Annotated in this window: 12 protein-coding genes; 4 read left to right on the top strand and 8 right to left on the bottom strand. The window is 64.2% G+C overall.

From position 1 onward, the window contains the following. Positions 1 to 4: 4 nt before the first annotated feature. The 5 genes from XH85_RS31030 to XH85_RS31010 all read right to left on the bottom strand — a co-directional run bounded on the left by XH85_RS31030 (position 5) and on the right by XH85_RS31010 (position 7,007). Positions 5 to 2,362, bottom strand: a complete 2,358-nt coding sequence (locus tag XH85_RS31030; RefSeq protein ID WP_128934883.1) for an Orn/Lys/Arg family decarboxylase — start codon at positions 2,360 to 2,362, stop codon at positions 5 to 7. A gap of 306 nt (positions 2,363 to 2,668) precedes the next feature. After that, positions 2,669 to 4,873 (bottom strand): xanthine dehydrogenase family protein molybdopterin-binding subunit, encoded by a 2,205-nt coding sequence (locus XH85_RS31025; RefSeq protein ID WP_128934882.1) that lies wholly within the window; start codon positions 4,871 to 4,873, stop codon positions 2,669 to 2,671. 7 nt (positions 4,874 to 4,880) lie between these two features. Next, positions 4,881 to 5,897 (bottom strand): FAD binding domain-containing protein, encoded by a 1,017-nt coding sequence (locus XH85_RS31020; protein WP_128934881.1) that lies wholly within the window; start codon positions 5,895 to 5,897, stop codon positions 4,881 to 4,883. After that, positions 5,894 to 6,385, bottom strand: a complete 492-nt coding sequence (locus XH85_RS31015) for a (2Fe-2S)-binding protein (protein WP_128934880.1) — start codon at positions 6,383 to 6,385, stop codon at positions 5,894 to 5,896. The genes XH85_RS31020 and XH85_RS31015 overlap by 4 nt, the downstream gene beginning before the upstream one ends. A gap of 142 nt (positions 6,386 to 6,527) precedes the next feature. After that, positions 6,528 to 7,007 carry an Lrp/AsnC family transcriptional regulator gene (locus XH85_RS31010; protein ID WP_164934551.1) on the bottom strand — a complete coding sequence of 160 codons (480 nt, stop codon included), beginning with the start codon at positions 7,005 to 7,007 and terminating at the stop codon, positions 6,528 to 6,530. A gap of 144 nt (positions 7,008 to 7,151) precedes the next feature. Between XH85_RS31010 and ald the strand changes: the two genes are divergently transcribed. Continuing rightward, positions 7,152 to 8,267 carry an alanine dehydrogenase gene (gene ald / locus XH85_RS31005; protein WP_091892307.1) on the top strand — a complete coding sequence of 372 codons (1,116 nt, stop codon included), beginning with the start codon at positions 7,152 to 7,154 and terminating at the stop codon, positions 8,265 to 8,267. Between the two features lie 192 nt (positions 8,268 to 8,459). On the opposite strand, the gene XH85_RS31000 is transcribed toward ald, so the two are convergent. The 3 genes from XH85_RS31000 to XH85_RS30990 are packed head-to-tail and all read right to left on the bottom strand — an operon-like array spanning position 8,460 to position 12,486. After that, positions 8,460 to 10,358, bottom strand: coding sequence for a flavin-containing monooxygenase (locus XH85_RS31000; RefSeq protein ID WP_128934878.1), 1,899 nt, complete (start codon positions 10,356 to 10,358; stop codon positions 8,460 to 8,462). After that, positions 10,355 to 10,996, bottom strand: coding sequence for a TetR/AcrR family transcriptional regulator (locus tag XH85_RS30995; RefSeq protein WP_128934877.1), 642 nt, complete (start codon positions 10,994 to 10,996; stop codon positions 10,355 to 10,357). The genes XH85_RS31000 and XH85_RS30995 overlap by 4 nt, the downstream gene beginning before the upstream one ends. After that, on the bottom strand, positions 10,993 to 12,486 hold the full coding sequence (locus XH85_RS30990; protein ID WP_128934876.1) for an AMP-binding protein: 1,494 nt from the start codon (positions 12,484 to 12,486) through the stop codon (positions 10,993 to 10,995). Before XH85_RS30990 ends, XH85_RS30995 begins: the two co-directional genes overlap by 4 nt. Before the next feature lie 171 nt (positions 12,487 to 12,657). On the opposite strand from XH85_RS30990, the gene XH85_RS30985 reads away from it, so the two are divergent. The 3 genes from XH85_RS30985 to XH85_RS30975 all read left to right on the top strand — a co-directional run bounded on the left by XH85_RS30985 (position 12,658) and on the right by XH85_RS30975 (position 15,922). Further along, positions 12,658 to 13,917, top strand: a complete 1,260-nt coding sequence (locus XH85_RS30985; protein WP_128934875.1) for an ABC transporter substrate-binding protein — start codon at positions 12,658 to 12,660, stop codon at positions 13,915 to 13,917. A gap of 86 nt (positions 13,918 to 14,003) precedes the next feature. Then, on the top strand, positions 14,004 to 14,906 hold the full coding sequence (locus XH85_RS30980) for a branched-chain amino acid ABC transporter permease (protein WP_128934874.1): 903 nt from the start codon (positions 14,004 to 14,006) through the stop codon (positions 14,904 to 14,906). Then, positions 14,903 to 15,922, top strand: coding sequence for a branched-chain amino acid ABC transporter permease (locus XH85_RS30975; RefSeq protein WP_128934873.1), 1,020 nt, complete (start codon positions 14,903 to 14,905; stop codon positions 15,920 to 15,922). The genes XH85_RS30980 and XH85_RS30975 overlap by 4 nt, the downstream gene beginning before the upstream one ends. The last annotated feature ends 1 nt before the right edge of the window (position 15,923 follow it).

The raw sequence follows: 15,923 nt of genomic DNA, 5'->3' as shown, positions 1-15,923 counted from the left end.
GCACCTACTCGGCAACGACATAAGTATAGAGCCCGATGCGGCCGTTCGCATCGATCTCCTTGTAGACGCCTTGGATTTCGACATCGAATCCTGGGAACGTGTTGAAGCAGGTCTCGAACATCCTGAGATAGTCGATCATGGGCTTGGCTCGTTCCGTAAGCCTTTCGCCCGGAACGATGGTGGCGATGCCGGGCGGATAGACCACGAAGGGCGTGGTGGCGATGCGGCCCGCGATCGCTTCGATCGGCAGATAATCGACGTCGTTGCGGAACAGATAGCGCGCGGCTTCGCGGGGCGGCATCGCTATCTCAGGCATGTGCTCGGGCATGAACTGCCGCGCCTGGAGCGCGCTGACATCGGCGGCGCGGAAGAAGCGGTGCATCTCGCCACAGAGGTCGCGCAGTCGCACGCCGGCATAGCGCGCCTGCCGCCGCTGGTTGAACTCGGGGATGACGTCGGCCAGAAGCGCGTTGTCGTCGTGCAGCTTCTTGAACGCGACGAGGCCGGAGATCAACGTGCCGGCCTTGCTGGCCTCGACGCCGGGCGTGAGCAGGAAGAGCAGGGAGTTGAGGTCGTTCTTCTCGGGGACGATGCGGTTCTCGCGCAGATATTGCGCGACGACCGGTGCGGGGATGCCGTGCTCGGCATAGGCGCCGGTGCTGCGGTCGAAACCAGGCGTCAGCAGCGTCAGCTTGTTCGGGTCGGTCATGGCAAAGCCTTCGGTGAGGCCGGGGAAACCATGCCAGGTGCTGTCGGGGGAGAGCTGCCACAGCGCGGGATTGGTGGCGAGCTCGTCGGTCGAGAGCGTTTCCCACGCGACGTTGTGCGCAGCGCCAGGGCGGCTGACATCGGGAATGGCGACGCGATCCGGGACGAACGGCTCGAAGAACCAGCGTCGGTCCGGATTCTGCTCCTTCTCCTCGAACTCCCGGCGCATCGCGCGGATCTTCTTGCGCAGCTCGATGCCGAGGCGGATCGTGTCGTCCCACAGCACTTCGCCGGAGCGGCCCTTCATCATCTGTGCGCCGACGTCGAGCGAGGCGAACAGCGGATAGAACGGTGACGTGGACGCGTGCTGCATGAAGCTCTCGTTGAAGCGGCGGTGCTCGACGCGCCGCTTCTGGCCGCGGATATGGCGGTCCTTGATGTGGATTTGGGATGCCTGCGAAAAGCTTGCGAGCTGCTTGTGGGTCGACTGCGTCGCGATGATGCCGGGCGCCTCGGGCGGAAGGTTGGCCAGGCCCATGGCGAAGCGGCCTGCATAGAGCGGGTGGAATTTCATGAAGCCGGCCCAGGCCTCGTCGAACAGGATGTACTCGCAGAGATGGCCGATCCGTTTCAGGATCATGTCGGCGCTGTGGATCGAGCCGTCATAGGTGCACTGCTCGACCACGGCGACGCGGAACGGCCGCTCCTTGCGCCAGGCGTCCTTGTCGGTGACCAGCGGGTGATTGCGGATCGTCTCGCGCAAGGCCTTCTCATCGAGCATGTCCCAGCGCATCGGTCCGATCAGGCCCCAGGCGTTGCGGATGGTCGGCACGTAGACCGGGACACCGCCATTGATCATCAGTGCGCCGTGATGGGCGGCCTTGTGGTTGTTGCGATCGAACAGCACGAGGTCGCCGTCAGTGACGAGCGCGCCGAGCGCGACCTTGTTCGAGGTCGAGGTGCCGTTGAGCACGAAATAAGTCTTCTCCGCGCCGAAGATCTGGGCGGCTTCCTTCTGCGCCTTCAGCGCGGGCCCTTCATGGGTGAGGAGGTCGCCGAGATCGAGCACGGAATTGTCGAGGTCGTCGCGGAACACGGACTCGCCGAGATGCTCGACGAAGACGCGCCCGATCGGGCTGCGGTTGTAGAACACACCGCCATTGTGCCCCGGACAGGTCCAGAGCTGGTTGCCTTCCTCGGCATAGTCGACCAGCGCACCGAAGAACGGCGTCTTCAGCGTCTCGGCATATTGCTTCAGCCGGCTGATCAGGTTCTTGGCGATGAAGGTCGGCGTCTCCTCCGACAGGAAGACATAACCGTCGATGAAATCGAGCACTTCGACCGGCAAATCCTCGAACCGCTTGCGACGGATCAAGAGGATGATGGGGAAATCGAGGCCCCGGCGCCGCATCAGATTGATCAGCGCCGAGGTCCTGCCCTCGAGGCCCTTCTTGCCCCAGTCCACCACCATGCAGCCGATCGCGGCATCGGTCTGCACCGCCATCTCGGCATCCTCCAGCTTGCGGGCTCGGACCACCTCGAAGCCGGAGCGCTGGATCTCCTCTATGATCTGATTGAAACGGACGCCTTCGAGATCGTCGGCGTCGAATACAGGTGCGGCGAACAGGAAGTTGAAGCGCTTGAAATAGTCCATGTCGGGTCCCGAATGTGCGAGAGATACAGCTCTCGGCACATTCGATGACAGCTGGATGACAGGAGCGAGACCGGCCTGCGGCGCCTAAACTCGATCCGTCATCCTGAGGCGCGAGTGATGGGGCGCGGAGCGTCCCATCGGGAAGCCTCGAAGGATGAACGGCCGGGATGCAGCGGCTGGGCTGTTGTCGCCCTTCGAGGCCGATATGCGGTGCGTCCGCACCGCATATCGGCACCTCAGGGTGACGATCATCTATTCGGGCTCGTGTGGAGATACTCGTCGCAAACAGCACGACGACGCGCCCGCTCAGTCGATCAGCTTGTCCAGCGTGATCGGGAAGCGCCGGATGCGCTTGCCGGTGGCATGATAGACGGCGTTCGCAATCGCCGCAGGCACGCCGACGATGCCGATCTCGCCGAGGCCCTTGACGCCGAGCCTGTTGATCCGGTCGTCGGGCTCGTCGACGAAAATGACGTCGATGTCGTGAATGTCGGCATTCACGGGAATGTGGTACTCGGCGATATTCGCGTTCATGATGCGGCCGAAGCGGTGATCCATCACCGTCTCCTCGTGCAGCGCCATTCCGATTCCCCAGACCACGCCGCCCATGATCTGGCTGCGGCCCGTCTTGGTGTTCAGGATGCGCCCGGCGGCGACCGCGCTCACGACCCGCGCGACGCGGATGACGCCGAGCTGCTCGTCGATCTTCACCTCGGCGAAAACCGCCGAATGCGTGTTGCGGGCATGCGACTTGTCCTCGGCGAACTCGTTGAGCTTCTGCTTCTCGATCCGCTCGAGCTTGCCATGGTGCATTGCATCAGCGATCGAGATGGCGCGGCTCCTGTCGCCGGCCTTGGCGATAGTTCCGTCGACGAGAATGAGGTCCGGCGCATCGACGCCGCCGAGTGGCGAGGCAGGCATCGCCTTGGCGTGACGCGCGAGCTCCCGGCGAATCTCCTCGGCCGCTCCTAACACGGCGTGCGCGCTCGAGGCGGCCATCCACGAGCCGCCTTCCACCGGCGCCTGCGGCAGGGTCGAGTCCGCGAGCTTGACGCTGATGTTCTCGATCGGCAGGCCGAGCGCATCGGCCGCTACTTGCGACACGATGGTGTAGGTGCCGGTGCCGATATCAGATGCGGCACAGGAGACCTCGGCATGGCCGTTCGACGTCAGAACGATGCGGACGGCGACCGGCATCTGCAGCGCCTCCCAGACGCCTGTCGCCATGCCCCAGCCGACAAGGTCGTTGCCGTCGCGCATGGAGCGCGGCGCGGGATTGCGCCGGGCCCAGCCGAAGGCTTCTGCACCCCTGGCGTAGCATGCGCGCAACTGCTTGCTGGTGTAGGGCAGATCCCCGCTCTGGTCGAGATCCGAGTAGCACTTCAGCCGCAGCTCGATCGGGTCGAGCTTGAGCGCGACGGCCAATTCGTCCATGGCGCATTCGAGCGCGCAGACGCCTGATGCCGCGCCCGGCGCGCGCATGTCGCAGGGGGTGGCGACGTCGAGGTTGACGAGCTTATGGGAGAGGCGGCTGTTGTGGCTCTTGTAGAGCTGCTCCCCCCAGCCGGTATCGTTGCGCGAGAAATCCTCAAACCGCGAGGTGACGGCAATGGCTTCGTGGGTGACGGCATCGAGCGTGCCGTCAGGCTTTGCGCCGAGCGCAACGTGCTCGATGGTCATGGGACGGTAGCCCAAGCCGTACATCTGCTGCCGTGTCAGGACGACACGGACAGATCGTTTCAGTGCAAGCGCGCCAAGCGTTGCCAAGACCACCTGGTATTGCGGCCGCAGACCGGAGCCGAAGGCACCGCCGACATAGGGCGAGAGCACGCGGATGTCGTCCGGCTTCTTTCCGAAAACGCTGCAGAGAAACTTCTGGACGTTCTGGACGCCTTGGGTCTTGTCATAAACTGTAAGCCTGCCGTTGCCGTCCCAGATGGCCGTCGTCGCATACAGCTCCATTGGGTTGTGATGCTCGCTCGGAATGACATAGTCCGCCTCGTGATGGACGGCCGCCCGCGTCAGCGCTGCTGCCGCGTCACCGCGTGGCTTGTGCGGCTGATCCACTTTGGCAGCCTTGCCGCGTTCGGATTCGAGATCGGTCGCAAACGCCTCCTGCTTGTATTCAACGCGAACGCGGGTTGCGGCGAATTTGGCGGTTTCCCAATCCTCCGCCACGACCAGCGCGATCGGCTGGCCGTTGAACTTGATCCTGTCGTCATAGAGCGGCCGGAAGGGCGAGCCCTTCTCCGGTGCCACCTCGTCCTTCCAGGCTTCGTCCTTGTCGGCGAGGGGCGGGCGATGAGCATGGGTGAGCACGTCGACCACGCCCTTCACCTTCAGCGCCGCGCTGGGGTCAAGCCGAGCGATGCGCCCGCGCGGAATGGTGGCCTCGACGACGAAGCCATGCAGGAGATGGTCTGCTGCGAATTCGCCGGCATATTTGGCGGCGCCGGTGACCTTGGCCCGGCCATCGACGCGGGAGGTTGGTGTTCCGACATAGGCGTTCATCGGGCCCTCACGCGATCTTCTTGTGAGCTTGTGATTGCGGTGTGGCGCTTGCGGCCTGCATCAGCGTACGCACGACGGCTCGGCGCGCGAGCTCGATCTTGAAGCCGTTATGTGAGCGAGCGGTTGCTCCCTGCAGCAACAGATCTGCGGCGTGCCCAAAATGGTCCGGCGTTGCCGCCTGGCCGCGCAGAGCCGCTTCGGCCTCGAGGCTTCGCCAGGGCTTGTGGGCCACGCCGCCGAGCGCCAGGCGCGCTTCGCTGATTGCGTTTCCTTCCAGTTCGAGCGCGGCCGCGACCGAGACCAACGCAAAGGCGTAGGACAGCCGGTCGCGGATCTTCAGATAGCTGTAGTTCTGGGCAAAGCCGCGCGGCGGCAGCTCGATTGCGGTGATGATCTCGCCGCTGCCGAGATTGGTATCGACATGAGGCTTGTCGTCCGGAAGCCGATGGAAATCCGTCAGCGCGATGGTGCGCTGACCGGTGGGGCCTGCGATGTGCACGAGCGCGCCGAGCGCGGCCAGCGCCACGCTCATGTCGGATGGATTGGTCGCGATGCAGGACGTGCTGATGCCGAGGATTGCGTGGTTGCGGTTGAGGCCATCGAGTGCCGAGCAGCCGGAGCCGGGGCTTCGCTTGTTGCAAGGCGTCGCCATGTCATAGAAGTAGGCGCAGCGCGTTCGCTGCATCAGATTGCCGCCGACCGAGGCCATGTTGCGCAATTGCGCGGAGGCGCCGGCCAGGATGGCGCTGGCGAGCAGGGGATAGCGTTGCTCGATCAACGGATGGTAGGCGAGATCCGAATTCGGCACCAATGCGCCGATGCGCAGCCCACCGTCGGGCGTTTCCTCGATGTCGCGGAGCGGCAGGCGGGAAATGTCGATCAGCCGGGAGGGCCGCTCGACATTCTGCTTCATCAGGTCGATCAGGTTGGTGCCGCCGGCAATCAGCTTCGCGCTCGGATCGGCGGCCAGCAGGCGAATGGCGTCGGCGACATCGGTTGCGCGGGAATACTGGAAGTTGTTCATGATCGGCCCATTGCCTGCTCGATCGCAGCCACGATGTTGGGATAGGCGCCGCAGCGGCAGAGATTTCCGCTCATCAGTTCACGGATCTCGTCGGCGTCCCTGGCGTGGCCTTCGGCCATGAGGCCGGCTGCCGAGCAGATCTGTCCTGGCGTGCAATAGCCGCATTGGAATGCGTCGTGATCTATGAAGGCCTGTTGCAGGGGATGCAGCGCGCCATTCTTGGCCAAGCCTTCGATCGTGGTGATCTCGGCGCCATCCTTCATGATGGCGAGCGTCAGGCACGAATTAACGCGCCGACCGTCGACGAGCACGGTGCAGGCGCCGCATTGGCCGTGATCGCAGCCTTTCTTCGTACCCGTGAGCGCAAGATGATCACGCAAAGCGTCCAGCAGCGTGGTCCAGGGCAGAAGATCGAGGGTGCGACTTACACCATTGACGATGAGATGAATCGGAGTGCGTTCGGGAATTTCATGCGTGACATCGCCCATGTCCTGCTCCCTGCAGGCGATCGAGCCGAGACGTCAGCCGTGCTGACGCGGGGGCACGTCGCTTCCGCTGGCCAATGGCGTGCAACGGACAAGCGGCCGCTTGGTTCCTTGACGGGAATTGGGTGCGCCCGCGGCGCAGCGGTCAGCGCTTCGCCTCGCCGAACACCACGGTCGGCACGGCGCGGTTGACGATCTCGCGCAGCGCGAAGCTTGATTGCACCCGTGCGACGCGCGGCAGGCGCGACAGCTCGGTACGGTGGATGCGCTCGAAATCCTGGATGTCGCGGGCCAGCACGATCAGGATGTAGTCGTCTGTGCCCGACATCAGGAAGCAGCGCACGACGGAGGGGCACTTCACCACCTCCGCCTCGAACGCCTTCAGCGCGTCGTCGCTCTGGCTCTCCAGCGCGATCCGGACCAGCACTGTTGTCGTGAGGCCAAACTGCGCCAGATCGAGCGTGGCTTGATAGGCCTGGATGTAGCCATCGTCCTCCAGCGCCTTCTGCCGCCGCGCCATCGCTGTGCTCGACAAGCCGATCTTGTTGGCAAGCTCGGTGTGGCTGGCCCGCGCATTGGTTGTGAGTTCCGCGAGGATGGCGAGGTCTTTCCGGTCGAGGGCCAAGGTTTTGTTTCCAGCGTGAAAGGACATTTCCGCGCCCGAAACCGGCGCGCCAGGCGCGAACCTAGCGGATATTTGCACGAAACCAAACCGCCGCCATCGCTACGATGATGAACGGAATCAATGCTTTGGAGGAGGGGTTCAAAGATGCGCGTCGGTGTTCCCAAGGAGATCAAGGTGCAGGAATATCGCGTCGGGCTCACCCCAGGCGCGGTCCGTGAGTATGTCGCGGCCGGCCACCAGGTGACGGTCGAGACCGGCGCTGGCAGCGGCATCGGCGCCTCCGACGACGTGTATCGGCGGGCAGGGGCCGCAATCGCCGAAAGCGCCCGCGAAATCTTCGCCAAATCCGACATGATCGTGAAGGTGAAGGAGCCGCAGAAAAGCGAATGGGCCCAGCTCCGCGAAGGCCAGATCCTGTTCACTTATCTCCATCTTGCGCCGGACCCGGAGCAGGCCAAGGGCTTGCTTGCCTCCGGCTGCACTGCAATCGCCTATGAGACCGTCACGGACGCGAACGGTCACCTCCCGCTGCTCGCGCCGATGAGCGAAGTCGCCGGCCGCCTCGCCATCGAGGCCGCCGGCGCCGCGCTCAGGCGGTCGGCCGGCGGCCGCGGGCTGCTGCTCGGCGGCGTGCCGGGCGTGCAGCCGGCGCGGGTCGTCGTGCTCGGCGGCGGCGTGGTGGGAACGCAGGCGGCACGGATGGCCGCAGGGCTTGGCGCCGAAGTCACGGTGATCGATCGCTCGATTCCGCGGTTGCGTCAGCTGGATGATCTCTTTATCGGCCGCGTGCGCACCCGCTTCTCCACCATCGAGTCGGTCGAGGAGGAGGTGTTCGCTGCCGACGTCGTGATCGGCGCGGTGCTGGTGCCGGGCGCCAGCGCACCGAAGCTTGTCACGCGCGCGATGCTGACATCGATGCGGCCGGGCGCGGTGCTGGTCGACGTCGCGATCGACCAGGGTGGCTGTTTCGAGACCTCGCATCCGACCACCCACACCGAGCCGACCTATGAGGTCGACGGCGTCGTGCATTACTGCGTCGCCAACATGCCGGGCGCGGTGCCGGTGACCTCGAGCCAGGCGCTGAACAACGCGACATTGCCGTTCGGATTGATGCTCGCGAACAAGGGCTTTGCCGCGGTGCTAGAGAATCCGCACTTGCGCAACGGGCTCAACGTGCATCGCGGCCGAATTACCAACAAGGCGGTGGCGGAAAGCTTAGGTTTGGAATTCGCGCCGGTGGAGAGCGGGCTGGCGGCCTGAGCAGCCGCAACCCCCGTCATTGCGAGCCAACGGGTCCGCGCGAAGCGCGGCCCGACGACAGGCTGCGCGAAGCAATCCAGAATCCCGCCTCGGAAAGACTCTGGATTGCTTCGCTGCGCTCGCAATGACGATTGGTGAGAGGGTGCGCTGACCCTACAGCCGATCCGCGTTGGCAGAAGAGTCACACCCTCGTCAACTGTACTGGCCCAAATCCGGATCGTGGGTCATGCGCCAGTAGTCCACGAACCGCCACGGCATCGCCGAAAACACGCGGCCGCTCGCATTGCGGTAATAAGTGCTCATGCCCGGATGGGTCCAGATCATCGCCTCGTGCTCGACGTCGACCTTGCGGACGTAGTCGTCGAGCACGTCCTGGCGGACGTCGATGGCGGCGACGTCGTGCTCGATCATGTCGACCAGACACGCCGAGATGTAGCGGCTCTGGCATTCCGACTGGAAGATGACGCTGCCGCCGTGGGCGGGGCCGGAGTTCGGCCCGAGCATGCAGAAGAAATTCGGGAAGCCCGGCACGGTGAGGCCGAGGAACGCGGTCGGATTGTCGTTGGCCCAGGCTTCACGTAAATCCTTGCCGGCGCGGCCGCTGATGTTGAGGCGCGCCGCCATCTCCGTGACCTTGAAGCCTGTCGCAACGACAATGATGTCGGCGGGACGGTGCTTGCCATCGGCGGTGACGATGCCGATCTGGTCGAAATGGTCGATGGTGTCCGTGACGAGTTCCACGTTGGAGCGCGTCAAAGTCTTGAACCAGTTGTTGTCGAGCAGGATGCGCTTGCCGTAGGGCGGATAGGTCGGCACGCATTTTTCGATCAGGTCGGGCCGGCCCTGTAGTTCCGACAGGATGAAGTCGGTCAGCTCCTGGCGGTGCCGGTCATTGCCTTTGTTGACGGCGCGCTCCGGATGCGGCCAGGCCGGGTCCTTGCGCAGGAAGGGTAAGAGACCGTCGCCATAGCGCCAGAACATATTGAAGCGGTACCACTGCACATAGAACGGCAGGTGCGCGAGCAGCCAGCGTGCGCTCTCGCTGATCGGATCGGCATAGCCCTTCACCGGCCGCGCCCATTGCGCGCTGCGCTGGTAGACGGTGACGGAGGCCACACGGCTGGCGATTGACGGCACGAGCTGCATCGATGTCGCGCCGGTGCCGATCACGGCGACATGCTTGCCGTCGAGATCGATATCGTCGGACCATAGTGCCGAGTGCAGGATCGTGCCCTTGAAGTTCTCCTCGCCCTTGAAGCGGGCGCGCGAGGGATCGTTGAGCTGGCCGATGGCCGAGACCAGCGTGGTGGATTCGAAAGTCTCCTCGCCATCCTTCGTCTTGAGTGTCGAAATCCAGCGTTGCCTTCCTTCATCCCAGCGTGATGAGGTCAGCTCGGTGTTGACGCGCAGATGCTTGCGGATGCCGTATTCGTCCGCGACCTTCAGCAGATAGCCGAGCAGCTCCTCACGCGGGCAGAAATAGCGCGTCCATGCGTTGCGCGAGCCGAAAGAGTAGGAATAGGAATGGTTCGGCGTGTCGACGCCGCAGCCGGGATAGCGGTTGATCCACCAGGTGCCGCCGAGCTCGGCGTTCTTCTCGACGATGGTGTAGGGGATGCCGAGGTGGCCGAGCGCCACGCCGAGCGCGATGGCGCAGACGCCGGCGCCGACGATCAGCACATGCTGATCGGCAAGCGTTTCGTCGGAGGGGCGCTTCGTCCAGCGCGCCTCGCGCGGCACAAAACCCATCTCCTCGCGCATCAAAGGCGCATATTCCGGCGCGACATTCTCGCCGAGGCAGGCGCGCATCATCTTCAGCAGCAGCTCCTCGCCCGGATCGGTGATCACGGGTTTCGGCGTGCCATTGGCGAAGAGCCTGACGACGGCGGCGCGGATCTCGTCCTGGATGTCCCGGGGCACGCCGGCCTCCGGATCAGGAATGAGGCGGATGTCGCGCTTGGGCAAATAGGGCGGTTCGAGCCACTTCTCGTCGCCGGTCATGTGCACCAGCACCATCAGAAGGCAGCGGATGTCGCCCTCGGCGATGGCCGAGGCGAGGTCGAGCGGCTTGTGCGGAGACGAGATGTTCATGGCGTGTCCTGATCTCCGGAGGCAGTGAAGAGGCCGCGCGTCATCAGCTTGCGATAGGCGGAGATGACGTGCTCGGGCACGGCGGTGACGCCGGCTTCCGAATAGGAGTAGCGCCGGCTGAGATAGCCGCGCGCGCCCATCAGCATATGGACGATCGCTTCGAATTCCTCGTCGCTGTAGTCCTCGATCGCGCCGGCAAGCCGCGCGCGACGCAAAATGCGGACATAGGCCGTCGAGATGTTGTCGAGATGCTTCTGGTAGCCGGTCGGTGCGAAGAATTCGGCCTCGTTGAGAATACGCAAGAACTCCGGCACCTCGCGGATGAAATCGAAGAACGCCGCGAAGCGCTCGATCTCCTGCCGTGCTGCATGCGCCGTGCCGGTGCGGGCACGGATGAACTCGACCATGTCGAGGCCGATCTTGGGCAGCAGCTGGTTCAGCAGCTCCTGGCGGTTCTCGAAATGATTGTAGAACGTGCCCTGCGCGACACCGGCTTCCTCGGTGATGCGCGCGACCGAGGCCTCGGCATAGCCATGCTTGCCGACCACCTTAGTGGCAGCCTCAAAAATCTTCTGCTTGGTCCAGGCGTTGCGCTCGACCCGGTTCAGCTTGGTTATTTTTGCGGTCGCTTGAGTCATTCGGAGGTCTCCAGCTCGGCGCGCAGCACGCGCTTGAGGATCTTGCCTGACGGGTTGCGCGGCAGGCTGTCACGGAGGACGAGCTGTTTCGGCACCTTGAAGCTCGCCAGCCGCGCGCGGCAATGCTCGGTAAGGGCGGGGAGGTCGAGGCTCGCGCCCGCAGTCAGCACGACGATCGCGACCGGCCGCTCGCCCCAGCGCGCATCGCGCAGGCCGATCACCGCGACCTCGCGCACTTCGGGCAGATCGTAGATGACGCGCTCGACCTCGGAGGAGGCGATGTTCTCGCCGCCGGAGATGATCATGTCCTTCTTGCGGTCGGTCAGGTACAGAAAGCCCTCGTCGTCGAGATAGCCGACGTCGCCGCTGCGGAACCAGTCGCCGAAGAAGGCGGACGCCGTCTTGTCTGGATCCCTCCAATAGCCGCGCGTGATCTTCGGGCCGCGCAGGCAGATTTCGCCATTCACGTTTGCCGGCAGCGTGTTGCCGTCCTCGTCGCGGATTTCGATCTCGACATGGGCAATGGCGCGCCCGGTCGAGCCGATCTTCTCGATCTCGCGGCCCTTCTCCATGAAGGTGTCGCCGCCGACGGTTTCGGTGAGACCGTAGGCGTCGATGTAGCGCGCATTGCGGAAATATTCGGAGAAGGCGCGGATGCGCGCCTCCGGCGTCTTCTCGCCACCGCCGATCGCCCATTGCAGGCTGGAGACATCGTAGCGGTCGCGGGTGGGGCAGGTGAGTATCGCGGTGGTCATGACAGGCGCGAACCAGGCCGCGTTGAGCTTGTCTTCTGCGATAGCCGCCAGCGCCGCCTCGGGCTCGAAATTGCGCTCGATGCGAATGAACCCGCCATGCCAGAGCGCTGCGATGCCGGGCAGGTCGAGCGCGCCGACGTGATAGAGCGGGCCGACGACGAGAAGGCGTGTGTCGGCGCTGAGGCCAAGCGCGATCGTCTGGTCGGCGGACTTCCAGTAGAAATTATCGTAGGTGAGCATCACACCCTTGGGGCGGTCGGTCGTGCCCGAGGTGTACATCAGCCGCATCAGGTCGGAGGGCTGGCGCACATGCATCGGTGCTGCCGTCGTGTTGCCTGCGAGATGGGTTATGCTCTGCTGTGCGGTCTCGTCGAGCACGACGATGTTCGTGCCCGCTGCATTCGCAGCCAATTCCTGATCGACGACCAGAAGGCGCGCGCCGGCATTGCCGGTGATGTAGCCGACCTCGTCGCGGGACAGACGAAAATTGATCGGCAAGAACACCGCGCCGAGATGGCTGGTGGCGAAGACGAGCTCCAGGAACGCCGCGCTGTTCTTCATCAGCACGGCCACGACATCGCCGACACGGATGCCCTGCGCGGCGAGCCAGCCGGCGACCGTCCCGATGCGCGCGCCGAAAGCCGCGTAGGAGATCTCCTCGCCGCGGTATTTCAGCGCGGGCCGGTCCGGCGTGCGCCGGGCATGAAAGGCGATGAAGCTCGAAAGGTTGATCATTTGCCGGGTTTTGGGCCGTTGCCGGCCTTATTTCCTCCCTCGATGAATTCTGACTCGTAATTCATCTTTGGCTTGACGTCACCCCCCACCCTCTGAAATCCTTGGGATCACGGAGACGAGACGATCTCCGGCAGGGACCAGGACACGCCGACCCGAAAGAGGGAGGGGAAAATGACGAGAACCCGCACGCCGGGCATCAGCCGCCGTTCCACGCTGGCGCTGATGGGCGCCGGTGCGATGACGTTTGCCGCGCCCTGGGTGGCGCGTGCGCAGGCCAAGACCATCAAGATCGGCATGCCGACGATTTTATCGGGGCGCGTCGCGCAGCTCGGCACGTCTTCGCGCAATGCGGTGATGCTCGAGGTCGAGAAGGTCAACGCCGCCGGCGGCCTTGCCGGCCGGCAGATCGAGATGGTGATCCGCGACTCCAAGGGCCAGCCGCAGGAAGCTGCCCGCGTCGCGCGCGAGCTCGTCAACACCGACGGCTGCGAGCTGATGATCGACGCCGAGGCCTCCTCCGGCGCGTTCGCGGTGCACGAGGTCGCGCGCGATCTCGGCGTGTTCTGCATCCACACCAATTCCGAGACCTCGGCACTGACCGCGGATCCGAAGCAGCACATTCCCAATGCCTTCCGCACCGCGCGGCAGGGCGTGCACGACTCCATCGTCGGCGGCAGCTATGCCGCAGCGATCGCCAAGGCAAAAGGCCTGAAGAAGTGGGCGACCTGCTCGCCCGACTATGCCTATGGCCGCGACACCACGGCGGAATTCACGCTCTACCTGAAACGCTTTGCGCCCGAGGTCGAAATCATCAGCGAGTCCTGGCCAAAGCTGTTCCAGCCCGATTACACCGAGGTGGTCACCAAGATCCTGCAGGCCAAACCGCAGGCGCTGTACTCCTGCCTGTGGGGCGGCGATCTCACCTCCTATATCGACCAGGCCAACATCTACGCGATGTTCAGCCAGATGGAGGTGTTCGCGGTCAACATGGCCGACTACACCGCGCTCACCGTGGTGAAGAACCTGCCCAAGGGCATTCACTCCGGCAACCGCTACATCAAGACATTCCCGTCGACGCCGGAGAATGCCGCCTGGGGCGATGCCTACAAGGCCAAGTACAATGAATATCCGACCAACTGGTCGTGGGAAAACGCCACCGCCATCATGCTGATGGCGGAAGCCGCCAAGAAGGCGAACTTGGCCGACGGCAAGAAGATCGCGGAGGTGCTGAAGGGCCTCACCATCAAGTGCCCGTTCGGCGCCGACGGCACGGTGACGATGCGCGGCGACGACCACACCCTCGTCGGCTACGCCATCGGCTGGGGCACCACCATCCCGCAGGAGCCTTATGTTCCCGAGGTCAAGGCCGGCGACTGGAAGACCATCTTCGAGTTAGAGGCCGAGTGGAAGAAGAGCAAGGGTTACACCTGATCTGACGCGCGGCGGAGACGGGCGATCGCCTCCGCCGTTCGTTTCGTTTTCCGCGCCATACCGCGCGCTGCAATGAAAGTGCTTCTGTGGATCTCGACGCGCTCGCCGGCTGCCTCTCCAGCTCCGCCTGCCTGGTGACGCAAACCACCAGCGGCCTCATCATTGGCATGCTGCTGTTTCTCGTTGCGGTTGGGCTGACGCTGATCTTCGGCGTGCTCAAGGTGGTCAATTTCAGCCACGGCGCGTTCTACATGTTCGGCGCCTACTTTGCGATGACGGCCTATCAGCTCACCGCCAGTTTTGCGCTCGCCATGCTGGCGGGCGCGGCCGGCACCGCGATCCTCGGCCTGATCTTCGAGCGCGTCTTCATGAGCCGGGTCTACGGCGCGGATGTCTTGATGCAGCTCCTCGTCTGTTATGCCTTCGTGCTGATCTTCGATGATGTCGTGCGCATCATCTGGGGACCGGAGTTCAAGTCGATGGGCATGCCGTCCGCGTTCCAGGTGATGCCGTTGTTCATCGCCGGTGGCGTGGTGCCGCCTTACTATCTGTTGCTGATCGGCGTCGCGCTCGTCGCGGCCATCGTGCTCGGCATCGGATTGTCGCGCAGCCGCATCGGCAAGGTGATCCGCGCCGCCGCACATAACCCTGGCATGGTGTCCGCGCTCGGCATCAACACCGGCCTGATCTATGGCGGCGTGTTCGCGCTCGGCGGCATGCTGGCGGGCCTTGCCGGCGCGCTGGCCGCGCCAGTGCGGTCGCTGACGCCGGGGATGGGATTTTCGGTGCTGATCGAATCCTTCATCGTCACCGTGATCGGCGGCATGGGCTCGATCCTGGGCGCGCTGATCGGTGCGCTGCTGCTCGGGCTGATCCGCTCGTTCGGCTCGCTCGGCTTTCCCTTGTTCACGGAAGGCTTGATGTACCTCTTCATGGTGATCGTGCTGGTCTCCAAGCCTACCGGCCTGTTCGGCAAGGAGGCAGCATGACCGAGCTGGAGGCCGGACGCGCCGAAACGCTGGCGCCAGTGCGCAGCGGCGCGGCGGTCCAACGCTACCGTGACGTCCTGATCGCGCTGATCGCCTTCATCGTGCTGGCGAGCCTGCCGCTCTTTACCGGCAGCAAAGCGCTGCTCGACTTCGTCATCCGCTGCTCGGCCTACGGCCTGTTTGCGACGTCGCTGAATTTACTGGTCGGCTACACCGGCCTGACCTCGTTCGGTCATGGCATGTTCTTCGGCCTTGGCGCGTACAGCTACGGCTTGATCATGCAGAAGCTCGGCGTGCCGATTCCCGTCGCCTTCGTCGCGACGCTGGCGATCACCGCAATGTTTGCCGCGATCATCGGCGCGATCTGCGTGCGACTGAAGGAGATCTACTTCGCCTTCGTGACGCTCGCCTTCCAGATGCTGATTCACTCGACCATTTTGTCCTGGGCCTCCTTCACCGGCGGCGACCAGGGTTTGCGCGGCGGCATTCCGCGGCCGCCGTTCCTCGGCATTGACCTTGCCAACCACGTCCATCTCTATGTCGCGAGCTGCGCGCTGCTCATCCTCGGCCTGCTCGCGATGCGCCAGATCGCGCAATCATCGTTCGGCTACACGCTGCGCATGATCCGCGACAACGCCGCGCGCGCCAGCTTTCTCGGCATCGACGTCTGGCGTGCCAAGCTGACCGTCTTCGTGCTGGCGGCTCTGTTCGCGTCAATGGGAGGCATGGTGATGGCGCTGTTCGTCTCCGGCGCCTATCCGGAGTTCGCCTATTGGACGATCTCGGGCGAAGGCATCTTCATCAACATGCTTGGCGGCGTCTCGACCTTCCTCGGCCCGATGGTCGGCACCGTGCTGCTGCTTCTGCTCAACGACACTGTCACGCGTTTCACCGAGTATCACGGCATCGTGCTCGGTGTGGTCATCCTGTTCTTCGCGCTGGGCCTGCGCAAGGGCCTCTTGGATTTCGTCGCCGAATGGTTTGCGCAGCGGCGCGATGCAGGCGAGGGGCGCTAGC

This window comes from Bradyrhizobium zhanjiangense (genome assembly GCF_004114935.1).
Taxonomy (GTDB): Bacteria; Pseudomonadota; Alphaproteobacteria; order Rhizobiales; family Xanthobacteraceae; genus Bradyrhizobium; species Bradyrhizobium zhanjiangense.
The sequence above is the reverse complement of the archived record's forward strand: the minus strand, read 5'-3'. Positions and strand labels throughout refer to the sequence as shown.

What these genes read in the sequence shown, in the direction of transcription:
- XH85_RS30995 (WP_128934877.1), bottom strand. Translation starts at nt 10,996, where the DNA reads ATGACTCAAGCGACCGCAAAAATAACCAAGCTGAACCGGGTCGAGCGC.
- XH85_RS30985 (WP_128934875.1), top strand. Translation starts at nt 12,658, where the DNA reads ATGACGAGAACCCGCACGCCGGGCATCAGCCGCCGTTCCACGCTGGCG.
- XH85_RS30975 (WP_128934873.1), top strand. Translation starts at nt 14,903, where the DNA reads ATGACCGAGCTGGAGGCCGGACGCGCCGAAACGCTGGCGCCAGTGCGC.
- XH85_RS31015 (WP_128934880.1), bottom strand. Translation starts at nt 6,385, where the DNA reads ATGGGCGATGTCACGCATGAAATTCCCGAACGCACTCCGATTCATCTC.
- XH85_RS31030 (WP_128934883.1), bottom strand. Translation starts at nt 2,362, where the DNA reads ATGGACTATTTCAAGCGCTTCAACTTCCTGTTCGCCGCACCTGTATTC.
- ald (WP_091892307.1), top strand. Translation starts at nt 7,152, where the DNA reads ATGCGCGTCGGTGTTCCCAAGGAGATCAAGGTGCAGGAATATCGCGTC.
- XH85_RS31020 (WP_128934881.1), bottom strand. Translation starts at nt 5,897, where the DNA reads ATGAACAACTTCCAGTATTCCCGCGCAACCGATGTCGCCGACGCCATT.
- XH85_RS30990 (WP_128934876.1), bottom strand. Translation starts at nt 12,486, where the DNA reads ATGATCAACCTTTCGAGCTTCATCGCCTTTCATGCCCGGCGCACGCCG.
- XH85_RS31000 (WP_128934878.1), bottom strand. Translation starts at nt 10,358, where the DNA reads ATGAACATCTCGTCTCCGCACAAGCCGCTCGACCTCGCCTCGGCCATC.
- XH85_RS31025 (WP_128934882.1), bottom strand. Translation starts at nt 4,873, where the DNA reads ATGAACGCCTATGTCGGAACACCAACCTCCCGCGTCGATGGCCGGGCC.